This window comes from Kordiimonas sediminis (assembly GCF_014656395.1).
Classification (GTDB): domain Bacteria; phylum Pseudomonadota; class Alphaproteobacteria; order Sphingomonadales; family Kordiimonadaceae; genus Kordiimonas_A; species Kordiimonas_A sediminis.
In genome coordinates this window covers 665,323-681,463 of sequence record NZ_BNCI01000001.1, presented here as the reverse complement: position 1 = coordinate 681,463, position 16,141 = coordinate 665,323, and the positions used below count along the sequence as shown (strand labels likewise).

Annotated in this window: 11 protein-coding genes; 9 read left to right on the top strand and 2 right to left on the bottom strand. The window is 46.9% G+C overall.

Annotation, left to right across the window (positions count from 1 at the left end; translation table 11 throughout):
• Positions 1 to 3 precede the first annotated feature (3 nt).
• From IE181_RS03025 to IE181_RS14675, 9 genes are all read left to right on the top strand, one after another.
• Complete coding sequence (locus tag IE181_RS03025; protein WP_191250068.1) at positions 4 to 1,155, top strand: MalY/PatB family protein; 1,152 nt, start codon at positions 4 to 6, stop codon at positions 1,153 to 1,155.
• A gap of 9 nt (positions 1,156 to 1,164) precedes the next feature.
• Complete coding sequence (locus tag IE181_RS03020) at positions 1,165 to 2,265, top strand: serine hydrolase domain-containing protein (RefSeq protein WP_191250067.1); 1,101 nt, start codon at positions 1,165 to 1,167, stop codon at positions 2,263 to 2,265.
• A gap of 45 nt (positions 2,266 to 2,310) precedes the next feature.
• Positions 2,311 to 4,767: a zinc-dependent metalloprotease gene (locus IE181_RS03015; protein WP_191250066.1), complete on the top strand. Its 2,457-nt coding sequence runs from the start codon at positions 2,311 to 2,313 to the stop codon at positions 4,765 to 4,767.
• An 8-nt stretch (positions 4,768 to 4,775) separates the two neighbouring features.
• A complete protein-coding gene (locus IE181_RS03010) occupies positions 4,776 to 6,050 on the top strand; it encodes a dipeptidase (protein WP_191250065.1) in 1,275 nt (424 codons plus the stop codon).
• 207 nt (positions 6,051 to 6,257) lie between these two features.
• Entirely contained in the window at positions 6,258 to 7,700 is a 1,443-nt protein-coding gene (locus tag IE181_RS03005) for a sensor histidine kinase (protein WP_191250064.1), read from the top strand.
• 949 nt (positions 7,701 to 8,649) lie between these two features.
• Positions 8,650 to 9,981, top strand: coding sequence for a reverse transcriptase domain-containing protein (locus IE181_RS03000; protein ID WP_191250063.1), 1,332 nt, complete (start codon positions 8,650 to 8,652; stop codon positions 9,979 to 9,981).
• 355 nt (positions 9,982 to 10,336) lie between these two features.
• Positions 10,337 to 10,981, top strand: a complete 645-nt coding sequence (locus tag IE181_RS02995; RefSeq protein WP_191250062.1) for a hypothetical protein — start codon at positions 10,337 to 10,339, stop codon at positions 10,979 to 10,981.
• Positions 10,982 to 10,989: 8 nt separating this feature from the next.
• Entirely contained in the window at positions 10,990 to 12,081 is a 1,092-nt protein-coding gene (locus IE181_RS02990; protein WP_191250061.1) for a helix-turn-helix domain-containing protein, read from the top strand.
• 367 nt (positions 12,082 to 12,448) lie between these two features.
• Complete coding sequence (locus tag IE181_RS14675; protein WP_268245724.1) at positions 12,449 to 12,583, top strand: hypothetical protein; 135 nt, start codon at positions 12,449 to 12,451, stop codon at positions 12,581 to 12,583.
• 112 nt (positions 12,584 to 12,695) lie between these two features.
• Here IE181_RS14675 and IE181_RS02985 read toward each other — a convergent pair whose 3' ends face one another.
• Together IE181_RS02985 and IE181_RS02980 are read right to left on the bottom strand one after the other, a co-directional pair.
• Positions 12,696 to 14,174: a hypothetical protein gene (locus IE181_RS02985; RefSeq protein ID WP_191250060.1), complete on the bottom strand. Its 1,479-nt coding sequence runs from the start codon at positions 14,172 to 14,174 to the stop codon at positions 12,696 to 12,698.
• Between the two features lie 376 nt (positions 14,175 to 14,550).
• Positions 14,551 to 15,135, bottom strand: a complete 585-nt coding sequence (locus IE181_RS02980) for a recombinase family protein (RefSeq protein ID WP_191250059.1) — start codon at positions 15,133 to 15,135, stop codon at positions 14,551 to 14,553.
• Positions 15,136 to 16,141: the final 1,006 nt, after the last annotated feature.

Here is a 16,141-nt window from a genome sequence, read left to right as displayed (position 1 = left end):
TTTATGTCATATATTTTCGACAAAACCCCCGACCGCAGGGGGACGCATTCCTTTAAATGGGACACGTGTGACGCGGACGTGGTCCCCCTGTGGGTTGCGGATATGGACTTCCCGTGCCCTGAGCCAATTACCATTGCTTTGCAGCGGCGGTTGGCCCATCCGGTGTATGGTTATACGGCGGGGTCACGGGACCATACGGAAGCAATAACCGGCTGGCTTGACCGGCGCTTTCAGTGGGCAGTGAAACCAGACTGGTTGGTGCCCGCGCCGCCCGGTGCAATCCATGCGATTGATAGTATGATCACGCTGTTTTCCGAGCCAGGTGACGAGGTCATTTTGCAAACACCCGGGTATCAGCCGCTGTCGGATGTTGTGACTAAACAGGGCCGTAAGGTCATTGAAAACCCGTTGGACAACAAAAGTGGCCGTTTCACCCTTGATAGCAATCATCTGGAATCTGTTATCTCTGGCCGGACCAGAATTCTTATATTGTGTAGCCCGCATAACCCCACGGGACGAGTGTGGACGCTTGGTGAACTGGAAGCGTTGTTGGATATATGCCGGCGTAACGATATTCTTGTTATTTCTGACGAGGTGCATGCCGATCTGATTTATAATGGCTACCGGCATTGTCCGCTTGGGTCCCTGGCACGGGCAGGGGACCGTGTGGTGACGGTTATATCCCCAAGCAAGTCTTTCAATACATCAGGTATTCCGCAGTCAACGCTGGTTATCCAAAATGATCAGGTACGGTCAGATGTCCGCGCATATATGGACAGGGCACAGCTAAATCTGGACAGCATTTTTGGGTCGGTTGCCATGATTGCCGCCTACAATGAATGTGAAGATTGGCTGGATGATGTCATGGCTTATGTTCAGCGCAATTTTGCGACGCTGGAAACGTATCTGGCCGATAATTTGCCGCAGCTGCGCGTTACGCGCCCGGAAGGCACCTATCTATGCTGGGTAGATTTCCGGAATATCGGTAAAGACCAGGATGAACTTTACGGGAAAATGATCAGGGCCGGGGTTCGGCTGTCTGATGGTCGGGACTTTGGCGGCGAAGGCGTCGGCTATTTCCGCGTTAATCTCGCATGCTCTGAGAAAACACTTCTTGAAGGTCTGAAACGCTTGCAGGCTGCGCTTAATTCATAGGGGGATAGAATGAAGTCTGTTCTGAAATATTTATTGGTATCTTTGACGGTGTTGTTGCCGCTGCGTGTATCTGCGGATGACTTTCCGCAAACCAAGGTGACAAATCTTATTCAGGCTGAAATAGAGAAGTTTGATGTTCAGGGGATGGCGCTCGCGGTGGTGAGCAAGGATCAGGTATTGTATGAAGAAACCTTTGGCGTTAAAAATATGTACACCAAAGAGCCGGTCACCAGCCAGTCGCTGTTTCATATGGCTTCTGTATCAAAGACGTTTGTCGCAACGGCATTGATGCAACTGCATGAAGCAGGCAAGTTGGATGTGGACAAGCCGGTCGTCGACTATGTCCCATATTTTGTATTGGTTGATGGCCGGTATAAAGATCTGACAGTACGCCAGTTTGCCAGTCATATTACCGGGATGCCGGATTTTGACAGTGATCCGTGGCATGATCCTGATTATGATGAAGAGGCGCTAGAGCGTTTTGTCAGGGACTTTATTTCCCACAAATTCCTGACCCATGCACCAGAGACAAAATACCAATATTGTAACACAGGGTATGAACTGCTGGGAGATGTGATAGCAAAAGTGTCCGGCATGACTTTTGAACAGTATGTACAGGATAATATACTGGCGCCGCTTGGTATGGAACAAAGCACGTTCCTGATCCGCGATGCTGATATGGCCAAACTTAATTCCCTGCACATTCTAAAAGACGGTAAACGTCGGGTTGCTGATGTGTATCCGTATAACCGTATGCATGGCCCCAGCTCGACCCTGATCTCCAGCCTTGCGGATATGATTCCCTATGTGCAGATGAAACTAAATGGTGGCCGTCACGGCAGCGAAGTTCTGTTAGATGAAGACTTGCTTAATGACATGTACGCACCTGCAATGGGCAAATTTGAAAATGTCGGTTTCGGCTGGCACCGTGGGGTTCAGAAGGGTCAGACTATTATCCGGCATGGCGGCAATGATGGTTTTAAGGCGTATGTGGCTTTCATCCCTGCCCTAGATATTGGTTTTGTAATGATGAGCAATACAGCCGAGATGTCCTACCACGGCTTTGCTGAAAAGGTGCTGGATATCCTGATCGACCACAAGGTGCACTAAGACTTTTTGGGGACCATTGATAATCTGGGCACGCAGGGGGATTTTATGAATAAGGCAGGAGCAAGTGATCATTTGGTCCGTCGGGGTGTGAATGGCATTAAACCGCTTCTTGGGTTGCTTGTGTTTGTCTGGATGGTGACTGTCCAGCCAGTTACGGCGCAGACTGTGGCAGCAGAGGAAAGCTTCTTACCCTTCACCTATGATGCCCAAACTGGCCGAGTCCTAATGGAGATACCAGCCCGGTCGGGTCCGTTTATCATGCAGGCCGGGACGGCAACGGGCCTGGGTGCAAACCCCATCGGAATTGATCGGCAAATCCCGGGTCGTAGCAAGCTCGTACAGTTTGAGCGCCTTGGCCCTAAGGTCTTTCTGCGCCATCTCAATATGAAATTCAGGGCCGAGTTTGGAAATGTCTCTGAGGCACGGACGGTGGACGAGTCATTTGCAGACTCAATTCTTTGGGGCTTTGAGGTTCAGACAGAAAATGCCACTAGCTACACAGTTGATCTGACAGACTTTCTATTGGCGGATCAGGCAGGAATTCAGGCACGGCTGCGATCCCGCGGGAAAAGTAGTTACCAGATTGATCTGTCCAGATCTGCGATTTATGGCCCACGGACAAAGTTTTTCCCTAAAAACAGTGAATTTGAAACACTGCTTACCTTTACAGGGGAGGCTAACAGCCCCCACATCAGATCGGTTGCGGCGCCGCCAATAGCTTTGACGGTGCGCCAGCACATCAGTTTCGTGGCACTGCCAGATGACGGATACAAGCCGCGTGCCTATCATGCAGATAGCAGTTTTACTCCTGAGCGTTTTCGTGATTATAGCGTTGGCCTGACTGACAGTTTGGACCGGGCTTATATTCGGCGCTTTAGACTGGAAAAGAAAAATCCAGAGGCACCAATCAGTGAAGCGGTGAAGCCGATCATTTATTATATTGATCGCGGCATGCCGGAGCCTGTTCGCTCTGCAATTATGGAAGGGGGCATGTGGTGGAATTCGGCGTTTGAGGCAGCAGGCTATAAGAACGCCTTCCAGATCAGGTTAATGCCAGAAGATATGGACCCCCTTGATGCCCGCTATAATGTCATTAATTGGGTACACCGGGAAACACGTGGATATTCGACGGGTAGTTATGTTTCTGACCCCAGAACCGGAGAAATTCTGAAGGCTACGGTGACCATAGGGTCTTTGCGGGTGCGGCAAAATATGCTGATGGCTACGGCTCTTATGGGACCTTATGAGACGGCTGCATCTGATGGGCAGGAAGCAATTGATTTTGCGCTCGCACGACAGCGGCAATTGTCTGCGCACGAAATCGGTCATTCCCTTGGTCTTGCGCATAACAGCATTGCAAGCACCAGCCCCTTGGGAAGGGCTTCTGCGATGGATGATCCGTTTCCGATGGTGAAAATTCGCGCAGACGGTGCACTTGATTTTTCAGAGGCATATTTCAACAAGGTTGGCGCCTGGGACAAAGTCTCGATTGCCTACGGCTATTCTGATTTCCCAGAAGGTTCAGATGAAAATGCGGCGCTTGCCGGTATTCTGGAGAAAGCCAGAGCACAGGGATTGCGGTTTTTCTCCCACCACGGCGGGATTTATGACAGATCGGTCGTCAATGGTCACACACACTCCCATATCTGGGATGTGGGTGAAGATATTGTTTTGGAACTTGGTACGATACTTAAGGTCCGGTCCATTGCTTTGGCGAATTTCTCGGAAAAGTCAGTGCCGGTTGGTGCAAGTCTGTCGACATTGGAGGACAGTTTTGCCACGCTTTATTATTATTTTAGGTATCAGGTTGAAGCAGTTGCCAAGCATATTGGGGGCAGAAATTATGAATATGCTGTCAGACGCGCAGAGGGGCAACAACTGAATGACATTGTGCCCGCCGAGGGTCAGGAACGTGCCTTGTCTGCCCTATTGGCCGTTTTAACGCCTGAGACACTTGAAATCCCCGATCATATCCTTGATCTGATTCCGCCAAAGGCACTGGGCGATGCACCAGACAGAGAGAGCATGCCACGCAAAAACGGCCTGTATCTGACAATTGACCCGCTGGCGGCTTCAGAGGCAGCGTCAAATCATCTGGTTTCGCTGTTATTACATCCGGCGCGCCTGGCCAGGGTTTCAGAGTTTTCCCTGCGGGATGATGCGCAGATGTCATTGCCTGAGTATCTTGGTAAAATCTCGGCGCATGTCTTTGCCAAACGAGGTCAGAAGGGGATGGCGGGTGCGGTCGCACGCAGTATTGAACATGTGTATCTGCACCTGTTGATGCAGCATGCCTCCGATAGAGCGGTTTCAGCACCAGTCAGGGCGTACCTGCGGTCTGAACTACACCGAGTAGAGGCCCGCTTTAATCAGGAAAAACCCGGTCCGCTGCGTGCACCACATGTCGCGTTTCAGCGTGGACGCTTACAAAGCTTTTTCGCAGGGGAGTATGTACCTGCACGGAATGAATTGGCGCAAATGCCGCCCGGATCGCCGATTTAGGAATGAGAATGATGAAAATATCTATTTCCCGAAAAAGTCTATATGGTCTGATAGTGGCCAGCATGTTTACGGCCAGCGGATATGCAGACCCCGCCTCTAATAGTCGGGAAATGTCCCTTGCTGAAATCCGGCAGTTTCATGATAGTTTGTTAACACTCGACAGTCATGTCGATATACCAGAGAATTTCGCCACAGATGTTGTTGATCCGGCCCGGCGTGACCGGCAACAAGTTGATCTTGTCAAGATGAAGGAAGGCGGTCTCGATGCGGCATTCTTTATTGTTTATGTGGGCCAAAATTACCGAAATGATTGGGAATATAAGGCGGCACATGACGCCGCGCTGAATAAATTCAGGGCTATTCACCGCATGGTGCAGCAGAATTCGGAGACGATCGGCTTTGCACAGTCGGTTGCAGACGTCCGTGCGCTCTACGACCAGAAAAAGAAAATTGCCTTGATCGGGATCGAAAATGGATTTGTGATTGGCAAGGATATTGGGCGGCTGAAGGAATATTATGACCTGGGGGCGCGGTATATGACGCTTACTCATATGGGTCATAATGATATCGCGGATAGTTCAGACCCCAAGGCACGATTTTCAGATCAGCGGTCAGAGCATGGCGGTTTAAGCGATTTTGGTCGAAGTGTTATCATGGAAATGAACCGGCTTGGCATTATGGTTGACGTCTCCCACACGGCGAAGGAAACTGTCATGGAGGCGGTGGCATTATCAGCGGCCCCCGTGATTGCATCCCATTCGGGTGTAGCCAGTGTACGCTCACACAGTCGCAATCTTGATGATGAACAGTTGCGTGCCATCGCGGCAAAGGGCGGTGTTATTCAGGTAACAGCGGTTGATGAATTTCTGTTGGATCAACCGTCCGAGATGTGGCGGGAGATTTTTGCGCTTAGACGCGAGATGGGCATTCTTGATCTTGAATATATGGCCATCATTGATCCTGAAATTGTAGCGGAGTACCAAAAAAGACTTGAGGCTGAAATTTTACCCAAGTGGCGTCGAGTAACACTGGATGATTTTTTGGATCATGTTGACCACGCTGTGAAAATAGCCGGGATAGATCATGTGGGAATTGCCTCTGACTTTGATGGTGGTGGCGGCGTCCTGGGTTGGGACCATGCTGGCGAAAGCCTGAATGTTACCAAGGGGTTACTGCGGCGAGGATATAGCCGTGCAGCTATTCAAAAACTTTGGGGTGAAAATCTGCTGCGCGTTATGGGCCATGTTGAAACGGTGGCGCGCGAAAGCGGCATTGCCGAGTAATAGCTTCAAAAAAGTTCCACTTTGTTCTGAGCACGTTATCCTTGGCGACCCGCCCGGGTCGACTGTTTGCACACGGAAATTCCGATCATGGGTGGCTTATTTCACTGAATAAGATACTCTCACCGCTATAAAGACTAAATTAACTTTCAGCCCTGTATCCTGCGGACAGATTTTTTTAATGACTGTTTGTGGAAATAGAGATTTCTAATGGCGGTTCTGGATTTGGTAACCCTCAGATGGGTCGCCTTTATATATTATGCAGCATTTCTGATTTTATTATTATTGATCAGGCAAAAGCATAAGGATGTTCCGGGGACATTGTCCTGGGTTCTGTTTACTGCGCTTATTTTTGGCGAGGCAACCATTGCGCTTGATAATGATTTGCGCCGGTTTTCTGATTTTGTGCATGTTGGCAACGCGGTCATTCTTTTTGGCTATATGTTTTTGATGGTCGGCTGCGTGCACTTCACCCGCTCAAGGCTTCCGAAGAAGCTGTTATTATACATAAGCCTGTTTATCGTCGGAACAGGACTGCTTTCTTACTTTACCCAGGTTCCGACCTTGATACGGGTCAGTTTTGCCATGTCGGTGATCATTGGGTCGATGCTCTATTCGATCATAATTCTGTGGCGCTGGAATGGGTTCAGAAGTAAAACCGAGAAAAATTTCCTGATGGCCTGCTTGGCCATACATCTCCTTGCTTTTATCGTGCGGGTTTATGTTAACGCAGCCAGCGTGACATTTAATTTTAATCCAGACGTGGTTGATAGCTGGACTTCGCTTACACTTGTGGTGACCAATGCCTGTATTTTAATGAGCATTCATCTGATGATCACAGCGTTCAAGCATCAGCGGCTTGAAGATGAAATTCGTGCTCGTTACGATGCAGAGATGAATGCGCTTTCGTCCTTGCAGAAAGTGCAGGAAGCCAATGAATCCAAATCCCGGTTCATGGCCAGTGTATCCCACGAACTGCGTACACCGCTTAATGCCATTATCGGTTTTGCCGATACTATACAGGCCGGGATAGCAGGCCCCGTTAATGAAAAACAGCAGGAATATCTCGGCTATATTCACAGCAGCGGTGAAGTGCTTCTGCGATTGATCAATGATGTCCTGAATTTTACGACCCTGAAGGAAAACAAAGTTTCAATCCGGGCTGAGGCATTTGATCTTACACAGCTGGTGGCAGAGACTATTCCAATGCTGGACAGCATCCTGACGAAAAAGTCCTGCAAGCTTGTCACGGACTTCAAGTCAAAAGAGCAATTCCCCGTGTGCGCTGATAAAATCCGGTTGCAGCAGGTAATCCTGAATTTGGTGACCAATGCGGCCAAATACGGCCCCCGTGGCGGCGTTATTACCGTCACGGTGGAGACTCGGCCGGATGTTGTACGTCTTAGTGTCCAGGACCAGGGGCCCGGAATTTCCGCAAAACATAAATCCGAGATTTTTGAACCATTTTTGCGGGCGGGGCAGGAATCCCTGGGTGAAGAAGGGGTCGGACTTGGTCTTAGTATCTGCAAGACACTGATGCAGGCCATGGGCGGTGATATTGATTTTGAAAACCGTGCGGAAGGTGGCTCTACATTCTGGATTGATATACCCCGTGAGTACCGTTCTGAGTCAGATCTGGAAGGCTATATTTAAGAGAGTCCTTCAATATTTGGATAGGACGTGCACGATTTTCAATGAGAAGCGGAGTAGATGTAGTCATTTAATGGAATTAAAAAGGCCTGCTTCAATTAAGAAGCAAGGCCTTTTTGATTGGTGCCCAGAAGAAGCATAGAATAATCCTTTATATTCAATAGCTTACGTCATAAATGGTGCAAAGCTGGTGCAGTGGTGATTTGGAAAAAACATAGTAATTTCAATCACTTAATCGTTTTTATAAGGCTATTCAAACTTAACAGTTTTTCGCTACTTAACATTCTTTCTTATATACAAATTTGATTTAGACGCAAATATACCAAACATTGTTCGAGTCCCTCATAAGGCACCATACAATGCTCAGGTATAGACTTGTAATAAGAGTTGAGAGTATCCATATTAATGAAGTCCGGTTGCTTCGGAATGCATTGAGAAGTTGAACTTATCAATGTCTCTTTACGTTCGAAGCGATCACACCGAAGTGGCATTTGCTGCAATGGTGTCTGTAGACGCGGCATGTCCGTGCGCAGTGGATGGCCCAATTCCGACCGGTGCTTATAAAGCTGTGAATACACAGTCATTTGACAGCCTAACAGCAGCTAGTAAGCATTTATGCCGTCGGGTGGTCGGGCCAGGCAAGAAAAGAGTTGACCTTACCAAAAACCATTTAGAATGGAGTATAGGGAAATGTTTGATCTTGCTTTCAAAAACTGATCCGAATGGGTCAAGTAACCGGCTGGGTAGTTTGTCTCTCGGTCGCAGCGTTCATGATAACTTCGGAATGCATTGAGAAGTTGAACTTATCAATGTCTCTTTACGTTCGAAGCGATCACACCGAAGTGGCATTTGCTGCAATGGTGTCTGTAGACGCGGCATGTCCGTGCGCAGTGGATGGGTCCTGTCAACGGTCGGGATTTGTATTTTATGTAGGGGCCCGAACGAAGAACCTATGAAAACTCTTTACGAAGAATTGAGATCAGAGAAGAACCTTTTTTCTGCTTGGCGTCATGTTAAGCGGAAAGCCCTTGGTTCCAAAGAGCCTACTATTCGTGGCAAAGCATCAGAATTTGAACATAATCATCAACGTCATCTGAAACGAATTGCAGCGCAATTACGAGAGGGCCGATTTAAGTTTGATATGGCTACAGGGTATCCAGCCGACATAAAGAAGCGTAAAGCTAAGGGTAAGGATCCTAGGCCCATTGTTGTAAGGACAATTAAGGATCGAATTGTAGAGCGTGCGATTCTTCAAGTTTTGCAACCGAGGAAAGTCAAGAACGCACAGGATGTTTATTCTAGATTTATACCAGTCCATGACCCAAGACTTGGAAAGTTAAATCTCATTAATTGCTCCAGTTATGGAGTGGGTGGATTGATGGCACCGTATGGAGGTGTTCAACCTGGAATCAAGATTGTGTTGGATGCTATGTCCAAAGGAGGAAGGTTCTACTATCAGTCTGATATTAAATCCTTTTTTACAAAAATACGAACCTCTGAGGTTGTGGAGAAAATACTCAAAGCGACCCAAGATGAAAAGCTAACTAATCTTTTTGCTGAGGCACTTAAAATTAATCTCGCAGATACGGGTGCACATATAAGTTACGCTAAAATTTTTCCTGCTAATGGAATTGGTGTGGCGCAGGGTTCCTCACTATCTACTTTTGCAGGTAATGTTCTCTTATATGACCTAGATCATAGTTTAAATGAGATGGGTGTTACAGCGGTGCGATACATTGATGATTTGGTGGTTATTGCAAAAGAGAATAATGACCTTCAAGCTGCAATCAAATATGCTTCCGCTCAATTATCGCAGCATGGCTTTGATTTGTACCCCATCACTTCTGAAAAGGCATCAACAGGAAAGTGCGAAAATTCTCTGACTTTTCTTGGCTGTACTATTCAGCCTAATAGGTGTGTGCCAAGTACAACATCAGTGAAGAGTATATTAAAACAGGTAGATGAGGCGATCTCGGATTCCAAATGTGCGATTAAGGAGTACATAGAAAGAGGTAAAGTAATTGACTCCAAAAAATCCCAGACGGCGACAATAGATATTATTGGGAAAAAATTATTTGGATGGCAAAAATCATTTTCTTTTTGTTCAGATAGCACACAATTCAAATATATTGATGGGAAAGTAGAAGGCAAGATTACTTCTTATATGCAATGGATTAATGCTAGATCGCAAAATCTTGGAGCTCGGGAAAAGATGCCTATTCTTGGTATCCCTAATACATATGAGATGCATAACCAGGAAGGTGCATCACTGGTGCAGGCCTGATACGGGCAGTGCACAAACAAGAATTTTATTTCGTATTTTTGGTATTTTATAGAAAAAATTATATTTTTCTGCTCCATTACTAAAATAATAAACTATAAAATAGCATAATTTTAGTAATGGTGCCCAGAAGAGGAAACCGAAATCATAGTGCTAATTCATTGATCTATAATGGTTTGATGTGACCACTGTATGCTGAATGTGTACCTTTTCAGGGTGTACTGTGTCAAGTTGATCTTGAACTGAAGTTACTTTGGGTCGTCACATCTATTCTCTATTTGTTCCTTATTTCTTCTTGTTTTTAAAATAATTTTATGTTACAAAACAGGAAGAAATGTATCAATGGAGCTTTGTCTTAATGGAAAATACAGTAATCAAGCTTGATGAGGTTGAAGATGTTTTATCTTCTCTTGGCTTATCAATAGATGACCTTCATGAGGTACTTAAGGCGGGAGCTGCTGTTTTTGACGATACCCCTGCTTTGTCTCCGCCAACTACGGCGGGTACTAATTTTTATTCAGCGGTAGTAACTGAGCTACGTCAAAGATGTATTCCTAAAGGCTTTAGCTATTCAGATCATGAGAACTTTTGTACATTGGTCGCGCCAGATGGGAGCTATCAGATTGCATGTTGTAGAGGAATTGGCCCTGTTGGAACTGTTCTGGAAGATGCAATTATTTCTACTCGCTCCAAGCGTGGCCCTAAAACACTTTCTGCTATTTATAAAAACCAGATTAGTGGTCAAGAGCTTATACCGGGGCTTCTCCCTGATGGGGATAATGAAGTTCAAGCAGAAATTAAAACATGGTTTTTATTATATGATTACGATGGTGAAAAGATTAATGCGGAGCTCTCTTTACCGGGTTCTTTCTCAGATATAAAATGTAAGCCTGATGGTTGGCTAGTTCGCATACCGTTACCAAGTGTCTCTGTTGCACTGGATAATAACTTTGATGAAGAATCGCCTGAACCTATTGATTTCTCTATTAAGAAGCGTACATAGGCAAAAAAATGTTTAATTCAGATAGATTAAAGCTCGCGCGGGAGAGGCGCGGGCTTACTAAGAGGATTCTTGCAGAAAGTGTTGGTCTAAGTGTTCGTGCTCTTTCTAATTATGAGAATAAGCTGGATTATGATCCTAAGCAAGAAACGGTGGCTAGCCTAGCGGAAGCTCTGAACTTCCCTGTTGAGTTTTTTTATGGGGAAAGCGTGGATACGCCTACGATTGAAACGGCTAGCTTCAGGTCTATGTATAGTTTGCAAGCTAATAAGAAGCATAAGGTTTTTGCTGCCGGGGCTTTGGCTTTTGCCCTCAGTGAGTTGTTAGATAAGCTTTATACGCTTCCCACTGAAGACCTTCCAGATTTTGCAGGAGAAGAGCCCGAGGATGCTGCTCAGAGCCTTCGTGTGTATTGGGGTTTAGGGGATAAGCCTATTTCAAATATGATGCACTTACTTGAAGCTAAAGGTGTTCGTATTTTCTCACTTATGGAAGATTCAAAGAGGGTGTCTGCTTATTCTCAATGGCATAATGAGACGCCGTATATTTTCTTAAATAATAATAAATCTGCCGAGCATTCTAGATTTACTCTGGCGCATGAACTGGGTCATCTCGTTCTCCATAGAGAACTTTTATCTGATGATATTGATTTACGAACTATTGAACGGGAAGCGGATGCTTTTGCATCAGCATTTCTCATGCCCAGATCAGATGTTTATGCAAGGGCTAAAAATATATTAAGCAGAACTCAGATAATAAAAATTAAAAAACGCTGGGGGGTGTCTGCTGTTGGCTTAGCAGTAAGATTGCATAAGCTTGGCCTTTTAACGGATTGGCATTATCAAAGATTAATGGTCAATATGTCTAAAGCTGGTGATCGCACTAAAGAACCTGATGGTTTGCCTATGGAAATATCTTTGCTTTTTCGTAAGATATTCGCGTCCATGAGTGAGGAGCGAGTTACAAGGCAAGAACTGGCAGAGAAGCTTCATGTATACCCTGAAGAGATTGATAGTTTAGTCTTTGGCTTATCAAATGTTCTTTTGGTCGAGGAAACTCCGAAACTATCCGCTAAGCGTGCTCACTTGAGATTGGTGAAGTAGATTGGAGCATCAGATTTTCATTCTGAAAAAAAAGTGATGGGAAGCGGACACGCTTTCCGTCCAGCTTTCAGGAGTAAAGACCAACAAGTATTGGGTACAGACTATGCAGCATCACCATCCAGTCTGTTCAATAGGTTCTTAACAGCGGCCGGGTGCCACTTGCCGCTCCTTCTGGTCGTGATGTGTCTCTCCGTCAGGGCCTCCGCAATGGTACTTAAGGTCGTCACACCGGGTGCTCTTAACTCCTCTATCACAGGCTTCAGCTTCAGGGTGTAACCTCATACCTCCCTGAATGACCTTCAGTGCATCCGCATTGCCCTTGGCTGTAAGTCTGAGGGCGTTGGCTCCGTTAGGGTTGCCCAGTTTCGTGCCTCGCTTTTTAGCCATTGCCCGTGCTTCCTTGGTGCACTTGCTGATCCGCTTGCGTTCGTCCTCAGGCCATGCCGGGGCAGGCGTTGTACTGTCTGTTCCGGGTGGTCATAAAGAGTTGAAACGCTGGTAGAGTAACGGTTGTAGATGCGAACATCCTTATGCGACCCAGTTATACCTGAAGGTTTGCTATAGGTGACCGACAGCCGCTGCTGCTCCCTTCCCCTTCCCTATAGAAGTAAACCTTAGGAGATAACTGGGGTCCAGCCTGTGAAGTGATAATAGGCTTCCATCATGCTATCCTTGAGGTCCTGAGCATATTCATGATCGACAATGAAGCTGTCATGGATTGGTAGGACCGTCTGCCCGTAACCATCCAGCATAGTCAGCATCACCCGTTCAGCAATGTTACTGTCAATCCTCTGAAGCTCAAGGCCAACACGAGACAGGAAGAAAGGCTTCAGGTGTGGATGCTGGTCCATAATCGCCTGAGCAAAGGACACGAAGTCAGGGTAGTCCTCTAAGGAGATAACCCTGTCGATCAAGCTGTCGAAGTTCATACGGGACAGGTCCTTGCCATTAAGAAGCTTCTGGAAGTAAGTCTTAATCATCCTGCGGCGATCTTTCGGGGACGCGCTGGGCAGAACCTCAGGCAGGTCATACAGGTCTTCCATAGGCGGCTCAGTTTTGATGCGGTCATACAACATCCGGGGATGCATTGACTTGAAGTCCAACTCAACAGTGTAGGTGTCATTGATCATTATCTTTGACCGCTTGTCTTCGCTGAACTGCATCCACCAAGCGCCATAGAAGCGGCCCCCAAGGTCAAAGCTTCCGTGACTGAATATGCGCCTAAGTCTAGTACTTGTCAGATCAAAGTCAGGGCGCTGGGTCTCGCCAACCTCGAAGTCTTCTTGTTGCTTCTTTTGATGCTCTCGCTTCAGTGTCTTCAGGTCTGCTTCAGGAATGTTGAGGGTAATCTTGGTCTGAGCCAGCTTGTTGTTAATACGTCTGAGGTTATCTCTCATTCTGACCGTGTAGTCATTATCATCGTAAGGCAGGTCTTCTTTCACATAATGACCACCCACACGTTCCTTCTTGCTACGGAGGATTAGGGTTTCTCGGTCGTCCCTGAAGCTTACGGCGTTGGTATAGAGTCCAAAGCCAAGCAATTGGTCTATCAGCGCCTTCTTCGGGCGCACCCGTGAATGCCTGCCCGTGCCGCCTTCTCTACGGTCATTAAAGCCCAGTTTGTAGGAAACCAGTTCCAGCGTTTGTAAGCCGTCCATAATGCTGATCACAGGCTGATAGGCTACAAGCGGGTTATGGTAACGCGCTAGCGTTCCCATTGGTCCCCGCTCGGTGTACCAAGCCTTTCTTCGGGAATGGATCAACCATGTCTGCGGGTTGGCCTGATAGGAGACCAACAGGTCCAAGAGGATTGCCTTCAGCGTTGCCCTGAACTTCTCACGGTCTGCACCCTTGCGTTTCCGCTTGCGGTCCTGACAGGCATCTATCTCGGTCTCAAAGTGGTCTGCAACTATGTCCATTTTTTCTCGGTCCAGCCAGTAGTCACGGTCAAAGCTGACCCAACGGTCCCGGATATATTCCTTCCCAGCAGGTTTGTCTGACTGAGACACGTTCTCTAGCTGTGTGAGGTCGTTGGGAGTGCTACGAGGAGCCTTTTGGGCGTCCTTAGGGGCTGGTATTGGTTGATCTGACACTCTTAACTCCGAAAAATAGGTGGGGTCGGGGGCTCTTTAGAAAATGTTGTCGAAAAGTTTCAAGGGAGCAGTAATCAGCCTGACTTTGCCTTCAGTCGTTTTGGAAACATATAAGTATACGTAGTCTTTATTGACAGACTTAATCCAGTGCCAACTGAACAGAATAAAGATCAAGGCAGCGTTTAACGCTAATGAAACTACTATAGCTATCAGCAACGAAGACATTACTCCTAAGAACGAAAAGTCACCTGTAAAAATAAAGGATATAAGTGTCGAAAGAAACGCAAATACAATGACTTCTTTTGTGATAGCTTTCTGGACACCTTTGATTACAAGTAAGTTTGATGATTTCAAGTTTTCAACCAATGACTTATTCCTACGCTGCTTCTTTTAATACCCTCTGGACCACTGACACACCGACACCAACAGCCTTGGCAATCTTATGGTAACTCAAACCTTCCGCCCTGTATTCCAGAATAGCGGCTTCCTTGTGCTCTCCAACCTTGCGCCTGCCCAACGTCTTGCCATTCGCCTTGGCACGTTCGAGACCCGCTTTAACCCGCTCCTGTATCATAGACCGCTCAAACTCAGCGAAGACCCCGCACATCTGATACAAGGCTTTCCCCGCTGACGTGGAGGTATCTATGGCCTGCTGATGCATGAATAGGTCAACCTTGACCGCGTGGAGGTCATGCAGGGTTCCTACGAGGTCTTGCAGGCTTCTACCCAGTCGGTCAACAGACCAGACCATGACAATATCGAACTTACCCCTGACAGCGTCTTTCATTAGGGCATCCAGAGCAGGGCGCTTGTTCCGACCCTTGGCACCGCTGATGCCAGCGTCTTCATAGACTTCGACTATCTCCCAGTCCCGGTGCTTGGCAGTCTTCTCCAGCTCCATCCTTTGGTTCTGTGTGTTCTGGCCCTCAGTGGACACCCTCAAATACATTGCAGCTCTCATAGCTATCTCCCCGTGGTTTCGCATAGTCATGAGTCAGTCGGAGTCAACTGTCAAGAATAAATACGGAAAACACATGTTTAACGTACGAAAAAATCAGTAAGGCAGGGATTAGGATTTATGCGGGGTACACGGTGTCAGTTTCAGAGGGGTTTTCCGTACGGTCCTGAACTGGGGCATTGGTAGACCTAAATGTCTGCGGCTGGCAGTTCTCGGTCTATTTAAGGTGGTGGATCAAATGGAAGGACTTAACAGAACATCAAAGGAAGAAATGGCTGTCAGTTATTGACCACGGTTCAGAGCGTGGAAGTTGGAACTGGAGTTTCTTCATTCATTGTCTGGAGATAGAGGCAGCTTATCACAAGCATGACGGAGACTTTGACGCAAACTACTTCACCTGTTGAGAGGGTTAGGGGCAGGGCTATACAGTCCTGTCCCACTCCTGTTAGCCGAAAATCACCCCCGTCTGGGGGGAAATCCGGCGTGATGTCGTTTAGATGCCACTTCGGATTTTTTTATCAAAAAAATGGGGCCATGACAGGAGCCGCTTAGGATGGTCAAGGAGAGGGAGAAACCCATCCGAAGCTCAACTGTCATGGCAGGGCCAAGGTTCTGAGAACTGACGGTCACCACATATGAACAGTCTCAATATCCTGACCGAATGACTTGAAGATAGGGAAATGAAGAGACGGCCTTAGCCGACCAATATGCACATACTTTCCTGCACAGGGTCCATAGAATACAGACCATAGGAATAGACATCTTAATCAATGTCTATACCTATAAGCTAATCCTGTAGGGTCTCATCAGGGCTACCCTGCTCAGCATCATAACAGTCACCCCTGATAACACCTACAACTACAATCCTCTATTAGGAATAGGGGTGGGGGGTATGAAGAAGCATTAAACACTAATGAAACCTATCCCCTTCCTCATGGTCTCCCATAGGTTTATTATAATCATCCAATTGATGACTTATAAGATGTCTTATAGGATATCCTATTTTGAT